The sequence below is a fragment of the Pseudomonas sp. SCT genome (assembly GCF_003864275.1).
In the GTDB taxonomy this organism is placed as follows: Bacteria; Pseudomonadota; Gammaproteobacteria; order Pseudomonadales; family Pseudomonadaceae; genus Stutzerimonas; species Stutzerimonas stutzeri_AE.
Genome location: NZ_BDJA01000003.1, coordinates 79,995 through 95,818 on the forward strand (window position 1 = coordinate 79,995; position 15,824 = coordinate 95,818).

Annotated in this window: 12 protein-coding genes; all 12 read right to left on the reverse strand. The window is 59.5% G+C overall.

The genetic code is table 11. From position 1 onward, the window contains the following. The 12 genes from BHD08_RS08850 to nirK all read right to left on the reverse strand — a co-directional run bounded on the left by BHD08_RS08850 (position 1) and on the right by nirK (position 15,241). Positions 1-1,857: a SurA N-terminal domain-containing protein gene (locus BHD08_RS08850; protein ID WP_125021622.1), complete on the reverse strand. Its 1,857-nt coding sequence runs from the start codon at positions 1,855-1,857 to the stop codon at positions 1-3. A 205-nt stretch (positions 1,858-2,062) separates the two neighbouring features. Then, positions 2,063-2,335: a nucleoid-associated protein HU-beta gene (hupB, locus tag BHD08_RS08855; protein ID WP_003282502.1), complete on the reverse strand. Its 273-nt coding sequence runs from the start codon at positions 2,333-2,335 to the stop codon at positions 2,063-2,065. A gap of 130 nt (positions 2,336-2,465) precedes the next feature. After that, positions 2,466-4,862, reverse strand: coding sequence for an endopeptidase La (lon, locus tag BHD08_RS08860; protein WP_125021624.1), 2,397 nt, complete (start codon positions 4,860-4,862; stop codon positions 2,466-2,468). Between the two features lie 133 nt (positions 4,863-4,995). Then, entirely contained in the window at positions 4,996-6,276 is a 1,281-nt protein-coding gene (clpX, locus tag BHD08_RS08865; protein ID WP_015277079.1) for an ATP-dependent Clp protease ATP-binding subunit ClpX, read from the reverse strand. Between the two features lie 97 nt (positions 6,277-6,373). Continuing rightward, the gene (gene clpP, locus BHD08_RS08870) at positions 6,374-7,012 is read right to left on the reverse strand and encodes an ATP-dependent Clp endopeptidase proteolytic subunit ClpP (RefSeq protein ID WP_015277080.1); all 639 of its coding nucleotides are present in this window, start codon (positions 7,010-7,012) and stop codon (positions 6,374-6,376) included. 89 nt (positions 7,013-7,101) lie between these two features. Then, entirely contained in the window at positions 7,102-8,412 is a 1,311-nt protein-coding gene (tig, locus tag BHD08_RS08875; RefSeq protein ID WP_125021626.1) for a trigger factor, read from the reverse strand. 177 nt (positions 8,413-8,589) lie between these two features. After that, a complete protein-coding gene (locus BHD08_RS08880; RefSeq protein WP_125021628.1) occupies positions 8,590-10,611 on the reverse strand; it encodes a nitric oxide reductase activation protein NorD in 2,022 nt (673 codons plus the stop codon). Positions 10,612-10,614: 3 nt separating this feature from the next. Beyond that, the gene (locus tag BHD08_RS08885; RefSeq protein WP_125021630.1) at positions 10,615-11,430 is read right to left on the reverse strand and encodes a CbbQ/NirQ/NorQ/GpvN family protein; all 816 of its coding nucleotides are present in this window, start codon (positions 11,428-11,430) and stop codon (positions 10,615-10,617) included. Continuing rightward, positions 11,427-12,794: a cbb3-type cytochrome c oxidase subunit I gene (locus BHD08_RS08890; protein WP_125021632.1), complete on the reverse strand. Its 1,368-nt coding sequence runs from the start codon at positions 12,792-12,794 to the stop codon at positions 11,427-11,429. Before BHD08_RS08890 ends, BHD08_RS08885 begins: the two co-directional genes overlap by 4 nt. Positions 12,795-12,840: 46 nt before the next feature. After that, positions 12,841-13,683 (reverse strand): c-type cytochrome, encoded by an 843-nt coding sequence (locus tag BHD08_RS08895; protein WP_125021634.1) that lies wholly within the window; start codon positions 13,681-13,683, stop codon positions 12,841-12,843. 9 nt (positions 13,684-13,692) lie between these two features. Continuing rightward, positions 13,693-13,818 (reverse strand): hypothetical protein, encoded by a 126-nt coding sequence (locus BHD08_RS23190; protein WP_015277086.1) that lies wholly within the window; start codon positions 13,816-13,818, stop codon positions 13,693-13,695. A gap of 43 nt (positions 13,819-13,861) precedes the next feature. Continuing rightward, entirely contained in the window at positions 13,862-15,241 is a 1,380-nt protein-coding gene (gene nirK / locus BHD08_RS08900) for a copper-containing nitrite reductase (protein WP_256678630.1), read from the reverse strand. Positions 15,242-15,824: the final 583 nt, after the last annotated feature.

Below are 15,824 nucleotides of genomic sequence, written 5' to 3' on the forward strand. Positions count from 1 at the left end.
TCAGAACTTTTCGATTTTCGCCTCGGCCTGCAGCTTCTGGCGAAACGCTGCAAAGTCCTGCTGGCCAACACGCGAGGCCAGGAAGCGACGGAAATTCAGCTTCTCCTCATCGGATAGCGCAGCCTCGGGCTCGTTGACGCCGTTCAGGCGCACCACGACGTAGTCCCCATTGCTCAAGGCAACACCGGAATAGTTCGGCTTGTCCTGTTGCTCCGGACGTGGCATGCGGAACACGGCCTGCAGCAGCGCCGGCGCAACACCTTCCTGACTCCGCGTGGCGGCTTCCACCGACTGCCATTGGCCATCCGGCTGCTGCCCCTGACGCAGATCCGCCAGCAGTTGCTCGCCTTGAGTACGAGCCGTTTCGGCTGCCAGACTGCGCTGAAGCTGCTGAACGATATCGTCACGTACATCCGCCAGCGGGATGGGGGCCGGCTTCAGGTGCTCCTTGACGCGTAGTGCGATGGAAGTATCAGGATCGAGCTCGATGACGCTGCTATTGGCACCGTCAACCAGCACCTCTTCGCTGAAAGCAGCCTGGATAACCTGGCGATTGGCAGTGATGCCTTCGCCGCCGTCACGGCCGAACGCTTCGGTGGTCTGTACCATCAGACCAAGATCCTGCGCCGGCTGCGTCAGGTCGGACGCCTCGAATGCAGCATCTTCCAGTTGCTTGCTGGTTTCCACGAACCGCTGCTCGACCTGCTGCGCCTTGAGTTCGCGAACCAGCTCGGGCTTCATGCTTTCGAAAGACGGCACCTCAGGTGACTGGACGCCCAGCAGCTTGATGATGTGCCAGCCGAACTCGGACTGCACCGGCGCAGACACCTCGCCCTCGTTCAACGCATAAAGTGCATCTTCGAACGCAGGGTCATAGACGCCGGGGCCAGCGAAGCCCAGGTCACCGCCCTCGTTGGCGGAGCCTGGATCCTGCGAGACCTCCTTGGCGACGACGGCAAAGTCTTCACCGCTCTTCACTCGTTCAGCTATTTCATCGATCTTGGCCTTGGCCTCAGCATCGCTCAGCTCACCACCAGTTTCGATAAGGATATGCGCGGCGCGGCGCTGCTCGGCCAGGCTGGCGATCTGCTTCTGATACAGCTCCTGCAGCTCCTCATCGGACGCTTCGACCTGATCGAAGAATGACTCCTTCTTCAGTTCGACATACTCGACGATCACCTGCTCAGGTGTGCGAAAACGGTCAGCGTTGTCATCGTAGTATTTCTGGATCTGCTCATCGCTTACATCAATCGTCTCGTGCTGCGCCGGCACGGTGAGCATCGCGAAATCACGCGTTTGCATTTCCAGACGTGCGAAATTTTCGACCTGCTGATCGGTGACGAAACCGGTACCGGAAATGCCTGCACGCAGCTGACCAATCAGCATCTCCTGCTCAAGCAACTGGCGGAACTGCAGGCGGGAGTAGCCCATCTGTTGAATGACTTGATCGAAACGCGCAGAACTGAAAGCGCCTTCCACCTGGAATTCGGGGGTCTGCAGAATCAATTGATCAAGCGCTTCGCGGGAGAAAGCGAAGTCAGCGCTCTTGGCACCCTGCAAAAGCAGCATGCGATCGATCAGCGAACCGAGCGCAGCGTCACGCAGCAAACGATCATCGATCAACGAGGCGTCGAAGTCCTGACCCAGCTGTTGAGCCAGCTGGCGTCGTTGCATGTTCATCGCCTGATCCAGGTCGTAGCGGGAGATTTCCTCACCATTGACCGCAGCGGCGTTCTGGCTGTTGCTGGAGGCGTTGAAGATGGCTTCGAAGCCAGTCAAAGCCAGCAGCACCACGATGATGCCGATGATGGTTTTGGCTATCCAGCCTTGTGAATTGTCCCTGATGTTCTGAAGCATGCGACCCCCAGGAGTCTGCGGCGCGGTGGGCTGCGCAACGCGGTTGGAACCGGATAAAAGAAAGGCGCATCCAGGGATGCGCCTTCTCGGAGCTTTTGGAGCGGTTGGGCTTATTCCCCCAAGCCTGAATGCAGCAGGCCAGGCCTGCTCTACAACCGCTCCGAGCCAGCGCAGCTAACTGCTGACTGGCCGCATTGAAAAACGCTTAGTTAACGGCGTCTTTCAGAGCCTTGCCAGCTTTGAAGCCCGGGATCTTGGCGGCGGCGATGTTGATCGGCTTGCCAGTCTGCGGGTTGCGACCGGTGCGCGCAGCGCGCTCCTTGACAGCGAAAGTACCGAAACCAACCAGTACAACGGAGTCACCAGCCTTCAGGGCACCGGTGACGGATTCGATCACTGCATCCAGCGCGCGGCCAGCAACAGCTTTTGGGATATCAGCAGATGCAGCGATAGCATCGATCAGTTCCGACTTGTTCACTCTAAGTCCCCTTATTTCTGTTGAGTCGTATCTTTAATTTTCGGGTGTAAGCAAAGCGGTGCTAGATGGCTATGACACAAGAGGCCGATTAAACAAGGGCACCTGAAGTGTGTCAACGTGGCCATCCAGACTAATGCGTGCTGATTCGCTCCTTGGAATCAGGCTCGCGCTTGTCGTCCTTTGCAACAATCTCGGGAGCCGCATCGGGCAAGGGCTCCGGCGCGTATTGCAGCGCAATTTGCAGGACCTCGTCAATCCACTTCACCGGTTTAATCTGCAGGTCCTGCTTAATATTTTCAGGAATCTCTTTCAGATCACGCTGATTCTCTTCCGGAATGATCACAGTTTTGATCCCGCCGCGATGAGCAGCGAGGAGCTTTTCCTTCAATCCACCAATTGCAAGCACTTGGCCGCGCAATGTGATTTCACCCGTCATTGCGACATCGGCGCGCACCGGAATCTGAGTCAAGGCGGAAACCAATGCAGTGCACATGCCGATACCGGCGCTTGGGCCGTCTTTCGGCGTCGCACCTTCAGGCACGTGAATATGGATGTCCTGTTTCTCATGGAAGTCCGCGGCTATGCCGAGGCTGGTAGCTCGACTACGAACCACCGTAAGCGCCGCCGTAATCGATTCACCCATGACCTCACCAAGTGAGCCGGTTTTGGTCAATCGCCCCTTGCCGGGCACGACAGCCGCCTCAATGGTGAGCAATTCCCCGCCAACCTGGGTCCAGGCCAAGCCAGTCACCTGCCCGACCTGATCCTGTTGCTCAGCAAGCCCGTAGCGGAACTTGCGTACACCAAGGAAGTGCTCCAGCGAATCAGCGTCCACGACGACGTGGAAACGCTTCTCTGCCGCGTGTTCCTTGACGACCTTCCGGCACACCTTGGCCAGCTGACGCTCCAGGCTGCGCACGCCCGCTTCGCGAGTGTAGTAGCGGATGATGTCGCGAATCGCCGCTTCCTGAAACTCCAGCTCGGTTTTCTTCAGGCCATTGGCCTCGATCTGCTTGGGCGCCAGGTAACGGGTGGCAATATTGATCTTCTCGTCTTCGGTGTAACCCGGCAACCGAATGACTTCCATGCGATCGAGCAACGGCGCTGGGATGTTCATCGAGTTGGCGGTGCAGAGGAACATCACATCCGAGAGGTCATAGTCGACTTCAAGGTAGTGGTCGTTGAAGTTGTGATTCTGCTCCGGGTCCAGCACCTCGAGCAGCGCCGAAGCCGGATCGCCGCGCATGTCGCTGCCCATCTTGTCGATTTCGTCGAGCAGGAACAGCGGGTTACGCACTCCGACCTTGGTCATCTTCTGGATCAGGCGACCGGGCATGGAGCCGATATAGGTACGGCGATGACCGCGGATCTCCGCCTCATCGCGCACACCACCGAGCGCCATGCGGACGAACTTACGGTTGGTCGAGCGCGCAATGGACTCGGCCAGCGAAGTCTTGCCGACACCCGGCGGCCCGACCAGGCAGAGCACCGGCCCCTTGAGCTTCTTCACACGCTTCTGAACGGCGAGATACTCGAGAATGCGGTCCTTGACCTCTTCGAGGCCATAGTGATCAGCGTCGAGCACCTCTTCAGCCTTGGCCAGATCCAGGCGCACCTTGCTGGCGGCCTTCCACGGCACGTTCACCAGCCAGTCGATATAGGTGCGAACAACCGTGGCCTCAGCTGACATCGGAGACATCTGCTTCAGCTTGTTGAGTTCAGCCTGAGCCTTGGCGTAGGCATCCTTGCTGAGACCGGCGTTCTCGATGCGCTTCTTCAGCTCATCGACCTCATTGTGACCTTCATCGATATCGCCGAGCTCCTTCTGAATGGCCTTCATCTGCTCATTCAGGTAGTACTCGCGCTGGCTGCGCTCCATCTGCTTTTTCACGCGGCCGCGAATGCGTTTCTCCACCTGCAGCAGGTCGATCTCTGCGTCCAGCAACGCCAGGACGTGCTCGACACGAGCTGCCAGGTCGGTGATTTCGAGAATCTGCTGTTTCTGCTCGATCTTCAGCGCCATGTGCGCAGCCATGGTATCGACCAGACGCGCCGGCTCATCGATGCTGCTCAGCGAGGACAGGACCTCAGCGGGAACCTTCTTGCCCAGTTGCACGTACTGCTCGAACTGGCTTAGCAGACTACGGGTGAAGACTTCGGATTCACGCGCCTCGACTTCCGCTTCCTCGATCAGCGAAACCTCAGCCCTGCAGTGGTCATCCACCTCGACGAAGCGCTCGATCACGCCGCGCTGCTCACCCTCGACCAGCACCTTGACCGTACCGTCTGGCAACTTGAGAAGCTGCAGCACGGTAGCCACTGTGCCCACACGATACAACGCGTCTTCGGCCGGATCGTCGTCAGCAGGGTTTTTCTGCGCCAGCAGGAGAATCTGCTTGTCTCCGGCCATGGCGGACTCGAGCGCTTCGATGGATTTTTCACGGCCAACGAAAAGCGGGATCACCATGTGCGGGTAAACCACCACATCGCGCAGCGGCAAAAGGGGCAATTCGATGGTTGTCTTCATAATTCAGCTCTACGACGGCCATTCGGCGGTAAACGGATGGGCTATACCCTTGCAACAAAGATGAGGGCGCGCTCCATAAAAAACAAGGCGGCGAAGCAAAATGCAAAGGGGCCCGCAGGCCCCTTTTGTTCGATCACGCCTCAGGCGCAGCCTTGGCTGGCGGTTCGGTGTTTTCGTATATCAGCAAAGGCTGAGATGTGCCTTCGATCACGCTTTCATCGATGACCACCTTGCTGACGTCCTTCTGCGAAGGAATCTCATACATGGTGTCGAGCAGCACGCCCTCGAGAATCGAGCGCAAACCGCGCGCACCAGTCTTGCGTTCCAGAGCACGGCTGGCGATTGCCTTGAGCGCATCCGGACGGAACTCGAGATCGACACCTTCCAGTTCGAACAGCTTGGCGTACTGCTTGGTCAGCGCATTCTTCGGCTCGGTGAGGATCTGAATCAGCGCCGCTTCGTCGAGTTCGTCGAGCGTGGCGATCACAGGGAGACGACCAACGAATTCCGGAATCAAACCAAACTTGACCAGATCGTCCGGCTCTACCGCGCGCAGCGCTTCACCGATCTTCTTACCAGGATCCTTGCTGCGGACTTCAGCGTTGAAGCCGATGCCACCTTGGGTCGAACGCCCCTGGATGACCTTCTCCAATCCGGCAAACGCACCACCACAAATAAACAGGATGTTGCGCGTATCTACCTGCAGGAATTCCTGCTGCGGATGTTTGCGACCGCCCTGCGGTGGGACGGAGGCGACTGTGCCCTCGATCAGCTTGAGCAGCGCCTGCTGCACACCTTCCCCGGACACGTCACGAGTGATCGACGGGTTATCAGACTTGCGAGAAATCTTGTCGATTTCATCGATGTAGACGATGCCCATCTGCGCCTTTTCTACATCGTAATCACACTTCTGCAGCAGCTTCTGGATGATGTTCTCGACATCCTCACCAACATAGCCCGCCTCGGTGAGCGTGGTCGCATCGGCGATGGTGAATGGGACATTGAGCAGGCGCGCCAGGGTTTCAGCCAGCAGCGTCTTGCCGGAGCCGGTCGGGCCGATCAGCAGAATGTTGCTCTTGCCCAGCTCGACTTCTTCTTTCTTGTCGCGCTGGTTCAGGCGTTTGTAGTGGTTGTAAACAGCCACTGCCAGGATTTTCTTCGCACGTTCCTGACCAATGACGTACTGGTCGAGAATGCCGCTGATCTCCTTGGGCGCAGGCAGTTTGTGCGCGTTGCTCTCGGCCTGCGCTTCCTGCACCTCCTCACGGATGATGTCATTGCACAGGTCGACGCACTCGTCGCAGATGAAAACGGAGGGCCCGGCGATCAACTTGCGTACTTCATGCTGGCTTTTGCCGCAAAAAGAGCAATAGAGCAGTTTGCCGGAGTCCTCGCCGTTGCGGGTGTCAGTCATTCGATCGATCCAATCGGGAAGGCTTGAAACACAAGATGAAGGCAATCGTGGGCTTTTTCAAGCCCACGGCACAGCCGCATATCGCAGGCTGCAGGGATCAGACGGCGAGCTGACGCTGGGTCAGAACCTGGTCGATCAAGCCGTACTTGACGGCATCCTCACCGCTCATGAAGTTGTCGCGGTCGGTGTCGCGGGCAATCACATCCATCGGCTGGCCGGTATGGTGGGCCAGAACCTTGTTCAGGCGCTCACGGATGGTCAGGATTTCACGTGCGTGAATCTCGATATCCGAAGCCTGGCCCTGGAAGCCACCCAATGGCTGATGGATCATCATGCGCGAATGCGGCAGGCAGTAACGCTTACCGGCAGTACCGCCTGTCAGCAGAAGGGCTCCCATGGAACAGGCCTGACCGATACAGATGGTCGACACGTCCGGCTTGATGAACTGCATGGTGTCATAAATCGACATCCCGGCAGTCACCGAGCCACCCGGGGAATTAATGTAGAGGTGAATGTCCTTCTCGGGGTTTTCAGCCTCGAGGAACAGCATCTGCGCGACGATCAGGTTGGCCATGTAGTCTTCGACCTGGCCGACCATGAAGATCACCCGCTCTTTTAGGAGGCGCGAATAGATGTCATAGGCGCGCTCACCGCGTGCGGATTGCTCGATCACCATCGGGACCAGGCCGCCGGCGGCCTGAATGTCCGGAACTTGCATAAAAGGATTGCGGGACATGTTCCAACGATACTCCCTATGTCATGCCGTAAAAGACATAAGCCAGCACGAGGCTGGCTTATGTTTGTGCACTCGAATGTGTGAAGAAATCAGGCAGCTTGCGGGGCTTCCGCAGGCTTGACAGCTTCTTCGTAGGAGACCGACTTGTCGGTCACCTTGGCCTGCTGCAGAACAGTATCTACAACTTGTTCTTCGAGCACAACCGAACGGACTTCGTTCAACTGTTCGGCGTTCTTGTAGTACCAAGCAACAACCTGCTCGGGCTCCTGATAAGCCGAGGCCATTTCCTCGATCAGCTCGCGCACACGAGCTTCATCCGGCTTCAGTTCTTTCTGCTTGACCACTTCCGCAACGATCAGACCGAGAACGACGCGGCGCTTGGCCTGCTCCTGGAAGAGTTCGGCCGGCAATTGATCAGGCTTGATGTTGCCACCGAACTGCTGAACAGCCTGGACACGCAGACGGTTCACTTCATTGTCGATCAGCGCCTTGGGCACTTCGATCGGGTTGCCGGCTACCAGCCCTTCCATGACCTGGTTCTTCACCTTGGTCTTGATGGCCTGGCGCAGCTCGCGCTCCATGTTTTTCTTCACTTCAGCGCGGAAGCCTTCAACGCCACCTTCCTGCACGCCGAACTGGGCGAAGAACTCGTCGTTCAGCTCGGGCAGTTGCGGAGCGGCAACGGCGTTCACGGTGACGGTGAACTCGGCGGTTTTGCCGGCCAGGTCGAGATTCTGGTAATCCTCGGGGAAAGTCGGATTGATCACGCGCTCTTCACCGGCCTTGGCGCCAACCAGGGCGTCTTCGAAGCCAGGGATCATGCGACCCGAGCCCAGCACCAGCTGAGTGCCCTTGGCCGAACCACCGGCGAAGGCTTCGCCGTCGATCTTGCCAACAAAGTCGATGGTCAGCTGGTCGCCGTTCTCGGCGGCACGCTCGACGTTCTCGAAACGGGTGTTCTGCTTGCGCAGGATTTCCAGCATGTTATCGACGTCGCTTTCGGCCACTTCAGCCTGCAGACGCTTGATCTCGATAGCCTCGAAACCGGCCACTTCAAACTCAGGGAACACTTCGAAGGTGGCGACGTACTCGAGGTCCTTGCCCTTTTCGAACACTTTCGGCTCGACGGACGGCGCACCGGCCGGGTTCAGCTTCTCGGCGACGACGGCCTCGTAGAAGGTCGACTGGATCAGGTCGCCCAGGGCTTCCTGGCGAGCGGCCTCTTCATAACGCTGGCGGATAACGCTCATCGGTACTTTGCCGGGGCGGAAACCAGGGATCTTGGCACGGCTGGCGGTCTGTTGCAGACGCTTGTTGACTTCGGTCTCGATGCGCTCGACCGGCACGCCGATGGTCATGCGGCGCTCAAGAGCGGAGGTGCTTTCAACAGAAACTTGCATGGATTTTCCTCGTTGCACAGACATAAGCCGGGCGTTCCGGCCCCAGAATGGGCAAGCATTCTAGTGGCTCGGTTGACATAAGTCACCCTGCCTGTCACACCGGGCAACAGCCGCACCGCGCGCGGATAATCATTGCTTGCGGCAGCCCGGTCGCAAACCAGGGACATGCGCTGCGAACTAACCCTGCACCAATCGCTTCATCCAATCGAGCAGAACGGTAGGCAGCAGGTCCGGGCGCGGCAGCAGCGCATAGCGGGTAGCACCGAATATCCGCGGCAGGTAGGCGCTGGCTTGCCGGTCGATGGTCAGGCAGAACGGCGATATGCCTTGCAGCACGCCTTCCAGAACGGCCTGGCGAGTGTCCTCGATTCCATATCGGCCTTCGTAGTCATCGTTGTCGCTAGGCTTTCCATCGGACAACACCAGCAGCAGCCGACGAGCCGCTGGCTGGCGCATCAGATTGGCGCTCGCGTGACGGATAGCCGCGCCGCAGCGGGTGTAATGCTCCGGTTCCAGAGCGGCGATGCGTAGCGCCACCTCTTGGCCATAAGGCTCTTCGAAAGTCTTGATATCGCGGACCACCACCGCTTCCCTGCCCTGCCCTGAAAATGCCTGGATCGCGTAGGGTGCACCCAGGCTCTGCAGCGCGATGCTCACCAGCAACAGGGCTTCGCGCTCGACATCTATCACGCGTCGCCCCTGGGAAATCCAGCTGTCCGTCGACCCGCTGACATCGATGAGCAGCAGGATGGCCAGGTTCCGCTCTGCGCAACGCTGCGTACGGTACAGACGATCGGTCAGTCCGCTGCCCGCTCGAAGATTCGCCAGCGCATCGACATAGGCATCCAGGTCCAGCTCGTCTCCATCGACCTGACCGCGCAACCAGGCCCGGTGGGTGCGCAGCAATTCGAAGCGGCGGCGAATCCCCTCGAGCAATCCTCGATGGGACTCGAGCGTTTCTGCTAGCCAGACTGGATTACCTGGGGGAGCCGTGCGTACCTGCACGAGGGCGTTCTGCTCGCGGTAATGCTGCGTGCGGTAATCCCATTCGGGATAGCTAATCCCTCGCTGCGCAGCCAAAACGCCGGGTGCAAGCGCGGTAACAGAGGCATCTGGTGGGTCATCAGCCAGCAGCACCTCCTTGGGCTGTCCGGGTGAAGCGACCAGACGCGCCTGAGGAAGATCGCCGAGCATTTCCCCGAACAGCTCTGCATCCGCGTCGTCCCGATCGATGGGCCGCTGCAGGCCCATCGGGTCCTCCGCGTGGGGATGAGGTTCGTCCAGCTGGATCATCAGCGGTCCGCTTTCCTCCGATTCATCCTCATCGGGGCGCGCCTGACGAATATCGGGTCGCCGTTCGAGCCGCACGCTCTGCGGCGCCGGCTGAGTGGGGTCGAGTGAAGCCTGGGCAGCGACCGCATGCTGCTGATGGCGCATCACAGGAGCCAGCAACGTTCCGGTCCACCAGTCCGCGAGCAGTGGCTCCTGGCCGATGCGTCCTCCAGAAGCAGGTTCCAATGCCCATTCGGCCACCAATCGAGTCGCCCAGTCGCACGACGCTTCCGGCGTAGGCGACTGCGGAAAACCATCCGCCTCGTCCACCAGCAGCGCACGCACGCGGGCCTCCAGAGGGCGTCGTGCCGCACCGAACGCACTCAGCGCTGGACGACGCGCGAGTGCGCAGGCCCGCAATACCTGTACCGAGTCAGCCAGCCCTGGCATTTCCTCTAGCAGCTCGCGCTCGGCCGCATGGGCTTCCAGCAGGTGGTACAGCGCACCGGCAAGTGGCGGGAGACTGCGCCAATCGCTCAGTGCGCTGCGGCGGCGAATGCGCATAGCCTGCTGCAAGGCCATCACTTTATAGAGGGTCGCCGCAAGTGTGCGATCGGGAAGATCCAGCGTGCGCGGCAACCATATACTCGCGCCATCGGTTGCCGGTACCGCAGCCAGTCGCTGCGGCCTGGGACTACGGCCGAACCAGTCGGCGAGCAAGGTCGGTCGTGCCGGCGGTTGGGCGATACGCAACCGATAGCTGTTGCCGAACACTGCCGCGAGCAGTAACTCCAGGCGCTCAGCCACCTCGCTAAGGGGCAGGCTTGCCGGTGCGTCCGGCGCAGGGCTGTAGCGACGCCAGAGGCGCTGGGCGAAGACCGTCGCATGCCGCGCCGCGTCGGTAAGAACTTCTTCGGCTTCGGCCATGGTCTAGATGAATGTTCCGTCGACCAGATCGCGCATCGCTCCGACCAGCGCTTCGTCGTCCGAAAGTGGCGAGACGATTGCCGCCAGGCAAGCTTCACGCACGGCTATGCCATCGGCGCAGAGGGCGCCCGCTGCTATCAGCAGACGGGTACTGGGCACCTCGGCCAGGCCGCGATCGCGCAGCACTCGCAGCCTGCGCGCCAGTGTGACCAGGGCGCGCGCGGTCGGCGCATCGACACCACTCTCGCGCTGGACGATCTTCGCCTCTTCCTCTTCGCTCGGAAAATCCAGATCCATGGCAACGAAGCGCTGACGCGTGCTCGGCTTGAGATCCTTGAGCATGCGCTGATAGCCCGGGTTGTAGGAGATCACCAGCTGAAAGCCTGGTGATGCCATCAGTAACTCACCGGTCTTGTCGATCGGTAACAGGCGCCTGTGATCGGTCAATGCGTGCAGGACGACCACGGTGTCCTGCCTCGCTTCGACGACTTCATCCAGATAGCAGATGGCACCTTCCCGTACGGCGCGGGTGAGAGGGCCGTCCTGCCAGACGGTGCCGTCATGGCGGATGAGGAAGCGCCCGATCAGATCGCTGGCCGACAGATCATCGTGGCAGGCCACCGTGATCAGCGGCCTGTTCAGCCGCCAGGCCATATGCTCGACGAAGCGGGTCTTGCCGCAGCCGGTCGGCCCTTTGAGCATGACCGCCAGGCCACGCGCATGGCAGCGCTCGAACATCGCGACTTCATTGCCGCTCGCTACGTAGAACGGCTCCCCCTGCCTTGCCTGCGCCGATGGCGGGTGTTCGGGCAACGTCACGTCGGGCGCACCTCCGTCTCTGCCAGCACAGGCTCCGTATCGTTCAAGACGAAGCGTGGCGTGTAGCGGAAAAAGTCGTAGATGAACAGCGCAACTCCCACCGTGAACAGCGAGGCGGTGGCGATGAGCATCACGAAATGGATCTGGATCTTGAGCTGTGCATCCAGATAGCCCATCCCCATGATCCGTTCCAGGTAGACCTGCGCGATACCGGCCGTGGCGAACGACAGCGTCATGCCGAACATGCCGGTGATCTGCAGCCAGAACGCCCAGTAGCCCAGCGCAGTCCCCTGCTCCCGGCGCCCGGCAGTCAACGATGGCAAGGCATAGCTGATCATCGCCATGACGATCATCGCGTAGGCACCGTAGAACGCCGCATGGCCGTGCATCGCGGTGATCAAGGTGCCGTGGGTCCATTTGTTGACGCTCGGCCAGGTATGCGCGAGGCCCAGCAGCCCGGCGCCGAACAGGGAGAACAGCGCGCTGCCGATCGTCCAGTGCAGCGCCAATGTATTCGGGTGCGCCAGCCCCGAGCGACGCATGGCGCCGTAGGCGTAAGCGGCCATGCCGACGAGTGCGAGCGGCTCCAGTGCGCTGAAGAACCCGCCGATGGGCAGCCAGTAGGTCGGCACACCGACCCAGTAATAGTGGTGCGCCGTGCCGAGGATGCCGGCGATAAACACCAGGCCGACGATCACGTACAGCCATTTCTCCATGACTTCCCGATCCGCACCGGACAAGCGGATCAGCAGGTAGGCCAGGAAGCCGCCCATGATCATCATCCAGACGCCCTCGACCCACAGATGAATCGTCCACCAGCGATAGAAGATCGAAACCGTGTAGTTCTCGTAGTGCAGCAATGCCGGCAGATACAGAAGCGCAGCACTGACGAAGCCGATCATCAGCACCGCTTCGGTCGTGGTGAAACGCCCCGATTTCCGGATCGTCATGCCGATGTTGTAGAGAAAAATCAGCATGCAGATGACGATGACGATCTTGTGCGGCAGCGGCTGCTCGAGCAGCTTGTTGCCGGTGCCGTAGCGGAACAGATAGCCGATGATCGCCGTGACGCCCATCAGCGTCCAAAGCACCAGCTGCACATAGGCCAGCTTGGTGCTGTGCAGCTCGGCGCGGGACTCTTCCGGAATCATCCAGTACGTCGCGCCCATGAAGCCGGTCAGCACCCAGACGATCAGCAGGTTGGTGTGAATCACTTTGGTCACGTCGAACGGCAGGATGTACAGCAGCGGGTCCGGCCCGATGTATTTGGTCGCCGAGAGCAGGCCGAACACCAGCTGCAGGCCGAACAACACCATCGCGACGGCGAAGTACCAGTAGGCGACCGATTGGGACTGATAGCGCATCGTAGTTTCCCCTTGAAGCGAACGTGGGTCGGCTTGGCCGTTCGTGTCACTTGAGCGTTTCGAGATAAGCCGTCAGCTGGTCGATCTGTTCGTCCGTCAGGCTCTTGTCGTAACCGGTCGGCATGAACGAGGTGCCGTCGGCGGAGTACATCGCGCCAGAAATGATGTGCGCGCTAGGGGAAACGATGGACTCGCGGATATACCCGCGAGCATCGCTGGCCTGCCCCTGGTAGTCAGGAGATGCGACGACCTCCGCCGCGCGGGTGGCGAGCCCGGCCAGAGTCGGCCCGGCCATGTTCGCCCCAGGCGCAATGGAGTGGCAGGCGTTGCACGCAGGCACTGCAGAGCGAAACACCTGTTCACCCAAGGCTCGCTCATCATCGTCTGCATCCACCGGCCGCGCGCCTGGCGGCGTGTCGTCGCGCTGTCCGCCGCCAGTGTCGGCACCCGGAACGAAGCTGCCGGTGACCAGGATCGGCCGCGGCGGCCAGCCCTGGTTGTCAACTTTGCTCACCCAGTCTAGGAACGCGATCAGATCACTGATCTCGTCCTCGGCCAGATTCTGCTGTGGCATCAGCCGGCGGTGGATCTTCTCGTCGTAGAACTTGGACGGATCACGCATATAGGCCTTGAGGTAAGGCTCACCGCGGTGCTGGGTGATCTTGGTCAGATCCGGCGCGTAATAGGCGCCTTCACCGAACAGCGTGTGGCAGTTGATGCAGTTGTACTTATGCCAGACATCCATCCCGTGCTTGACCTCAGCCGTGATGTTTTCGGCGTTGGTGAGCTTGGGAAACTGCCGATGACTGTCCACTGTCAGCCCGATGAACACGAGCGTGGCGACACCGGTTGCGGCAATCGCGAAGAGCCTCGCTTGGCGGTTGTTCATGGCGTGCCCTCAGACGTTGATGCCTGTCCAGTGAATGAGCGTCATCGTGAACGCGTAGAGCATTGCGCCAAACATCAGCGCCAGCACGACAACACTCAGGATCTTCAATGGGCCGTAGAGCTTTCGAGCCTGCATGCCATCTCCTTCGCAGCATCAGCTGCAGTCTGGGAAACCGCTCTCAATGTCCGGAATGTGGATCAACCGGTTCGGGGCTGGAAAAGATCGAAGCGTCCGCTTCGCCCTTCACTGACAAAACGCCCATCAGGCCTTTCTCTGCGCACGACAGGGCGTGGTCCACCAGGATGTACTTGCCTGGATAGTCCGCGACGAACTCGACCATGGTCGCGCCGCCGGCCGGTACCAGAGTTGTCTGCACATCCGTCAAGGGTGGGCTGGTGAGCGATCCCTGATCGAAAACCTTGTCGAAGATTTCGCCAATCACATGGAAGCTGGAAATCAGGTTCGGGCCGCCAACACCGAAGAAGATGCGCACGCTGTCGCCAGTGTTGACTTCCATCTTATGGATACTGGTCAGAGCATCCTTAGAGCCATTGAACATTAGATGTTGCGGCGTCTCGCGCAGCAGCATGTCGAGCGAGAACTCATGCAGCCCGCGTGCGCCTCTGGGGCTTGCCGTGTACAGCTCGCCTTGCATCACGTAGAACTCATGGTCGACCTTCGGCAACCCGCCCTCGGGCTCGACCAGGATCAACCCATACATGCCGTTGCTGATGTGCTGGGCAACCATCGGTGTGGCGCAGTGATAGACGTATAGGCCTGGCTGCAGCGCCCTGAAGGTGAACGAACGGGTCTGTCCAGGCGCGACCTGGGTGACCGCGGCGCCGCCGCCGGGTCCGGTAACCGCGTGCAGATCGATGGAATGAATATGCGCGCTGTCAGGCTCATTACTGAGATTCAACGTGACGGTATCGCCCTCGCGGATGCGCACCATCGGACCGGGAACAGTACCGTCGAAAGTCCAGAACTTGTAGGTGCTGCCATCGCTCAGCCGTCCCTCCTCCTCGGTGGTCCGCAGGTCGAGGGTGATGCTCTTCGGTTCGCGATTGCCAACTGGCTCACCCACCTGTGTCGGATCCTTGGAAAGGTCTTTGCCCTGCTCGACGACCGTCTCCGGGCCATCGCCCACAACCAGCTTGCCGACCATCCCGGCTGCCTTGTGGCCCGGTAGCGTGCAGTAGTACTCGAAGGTTCCATTTCTGGTTGCCCGAAAGACGATGGAGGTCGCTGCACCCTTGCCCGAAATCTCACTGGAGGTCGCTTCGAACTCAGGGACCGCGATGTCGTGAACCGCCCCGTCACCATTGATGAGGTTGATCTGTACAACGGCGCCTTCAGGAACCCGCAAGTCAGGATTTACCTGCCCCCGGGTCAATCCCGACTCACTGACATAGACCAATTTTCCATCGGCAATGTCGGTACGTAGGGTAATGGTGACGTCCGGGCGATAACTGACATCGCTACTTGATTTTGTCTGTGCCCAAAGAGCGTTTGGCAAAACAAGTAATGCAAGCAGCAGAACTCTAGATAGATAGCGCATGCCTGGCCCTCTAGACACCGAGTTAATCTCGTTCACCAGTCTAGTCACGAGAAAAACAGTTGTCGGAACCAAGAATCTCCAGGCTCGCAAACAAATCAAAATAAGCTTATTGAAAAATCAGAATAATTGATCAGGCATTAATTCCAGTTCGTAACAGACTTACGCAGAGTCAAGCCTGGCGCGGCCAGCGCGCCAGACCGGCAAACATGGCATTAATCCCAAAACCGGAGCGCGACGAGTTTAAGCAGAGAACTTGCCGACAGACGGTAAGGTTTGACGTTCTACCGGCAATAAGCAGGCGGCTAAATTCCGGATTGTTTTAATGAAGAGCGCTAGTTTTAATTTCACCGAACGAACTTCGACGCATCATTAATTCTTCCGTTGGCGTTCAGTTATGTGAAAAGCAAATTTCACGCGCGCCGCCCGTCTGGCCCTAATCTTGTCCCTGCAGTATCAAGTGCCCCGCACTCCCGCATATCAATTAAGTGCGCGACCATTTCGGGCTTCGCTGGAAAGCACCCGGTACGTCGCGGGCCCTTACGAAAGATGAAGATGAGAACGCCCGAGCCGAGGGCATCATCTG

Excerpts from the sequence above, each read along its gene's own strand:
- BHD08_RS08895 (WP_125021634.1), bottom strand. The coding sequence starts at position 13,683 with ATGAACAACCGCCAAGCGAGGCTCTTCGCGATTGCCGCAACCGGTGTC.
- tig (WP_125021626.1), bottom strand. The coding sequence starts at position 8,412 with ATGCAAGTTTCTGTTGAAAGCACCTCCGCTCTTGAGCGCCGCATGACC.
- clpX (WP_015277079.1), bottom strand. The coding sequence starts at position 6,276 with ATGACTGACACCCGCAACGGCGAGGACTCCGGCAAACTGCTCTATTGC.
- nirK (WP_256678630.1), bottom strand. The coding sequence starts at position 15,241 with ATGCGCTATCTATCTAGAGTTCTGCTGCTTGCATTACTTGTTTTGCCA.
- BHD08_RS23190 (WP_015277086.1), bottom strand. The coding sequence starts at position 13,818 with ATGCAGGCTCGAAAGCTCTACGGCCCATTGAAGATCCTGAGTGTTGTC.
- clpP (WP_015277080.1), bottom strand. The coding sequence starts at position 7,012 with ATGTCCCGCAATCCTTTTATGCAAGTTCCGGACATTCAGGCCGCCGGC.
- BHD08_RS08880 (WP_125021628.1), bottom strand. The coding sequence starts at position 10,611 with ATGGCCGAAGCCGAAGAAGTTCTTACCGACGCGGCGCGGCATGCGACG.
- BHD08_RS08890 (WP_125021632.1), bottom strand. The coding sequence starts at position 12,794 with ATGCGCTATCAGTCCCAATCGGTCGCCTACTGGTACTTCGCCGTCGCG.
- BHD08_RS08850 (WP_125021622.1), bottom strand. The coding sequence starts at position 1,857 with ATGCTTCAGAACATCAGGGACAATTCACAAGGCTGGATAGCCAAAACC.
- lon (WP_125021624.1), bottom strand. The coding sequence starts at position 4,862 with ATGAAGACAACCATCGAATTGCCCCTTTTGCCGCTGCGCGATGTGGTG.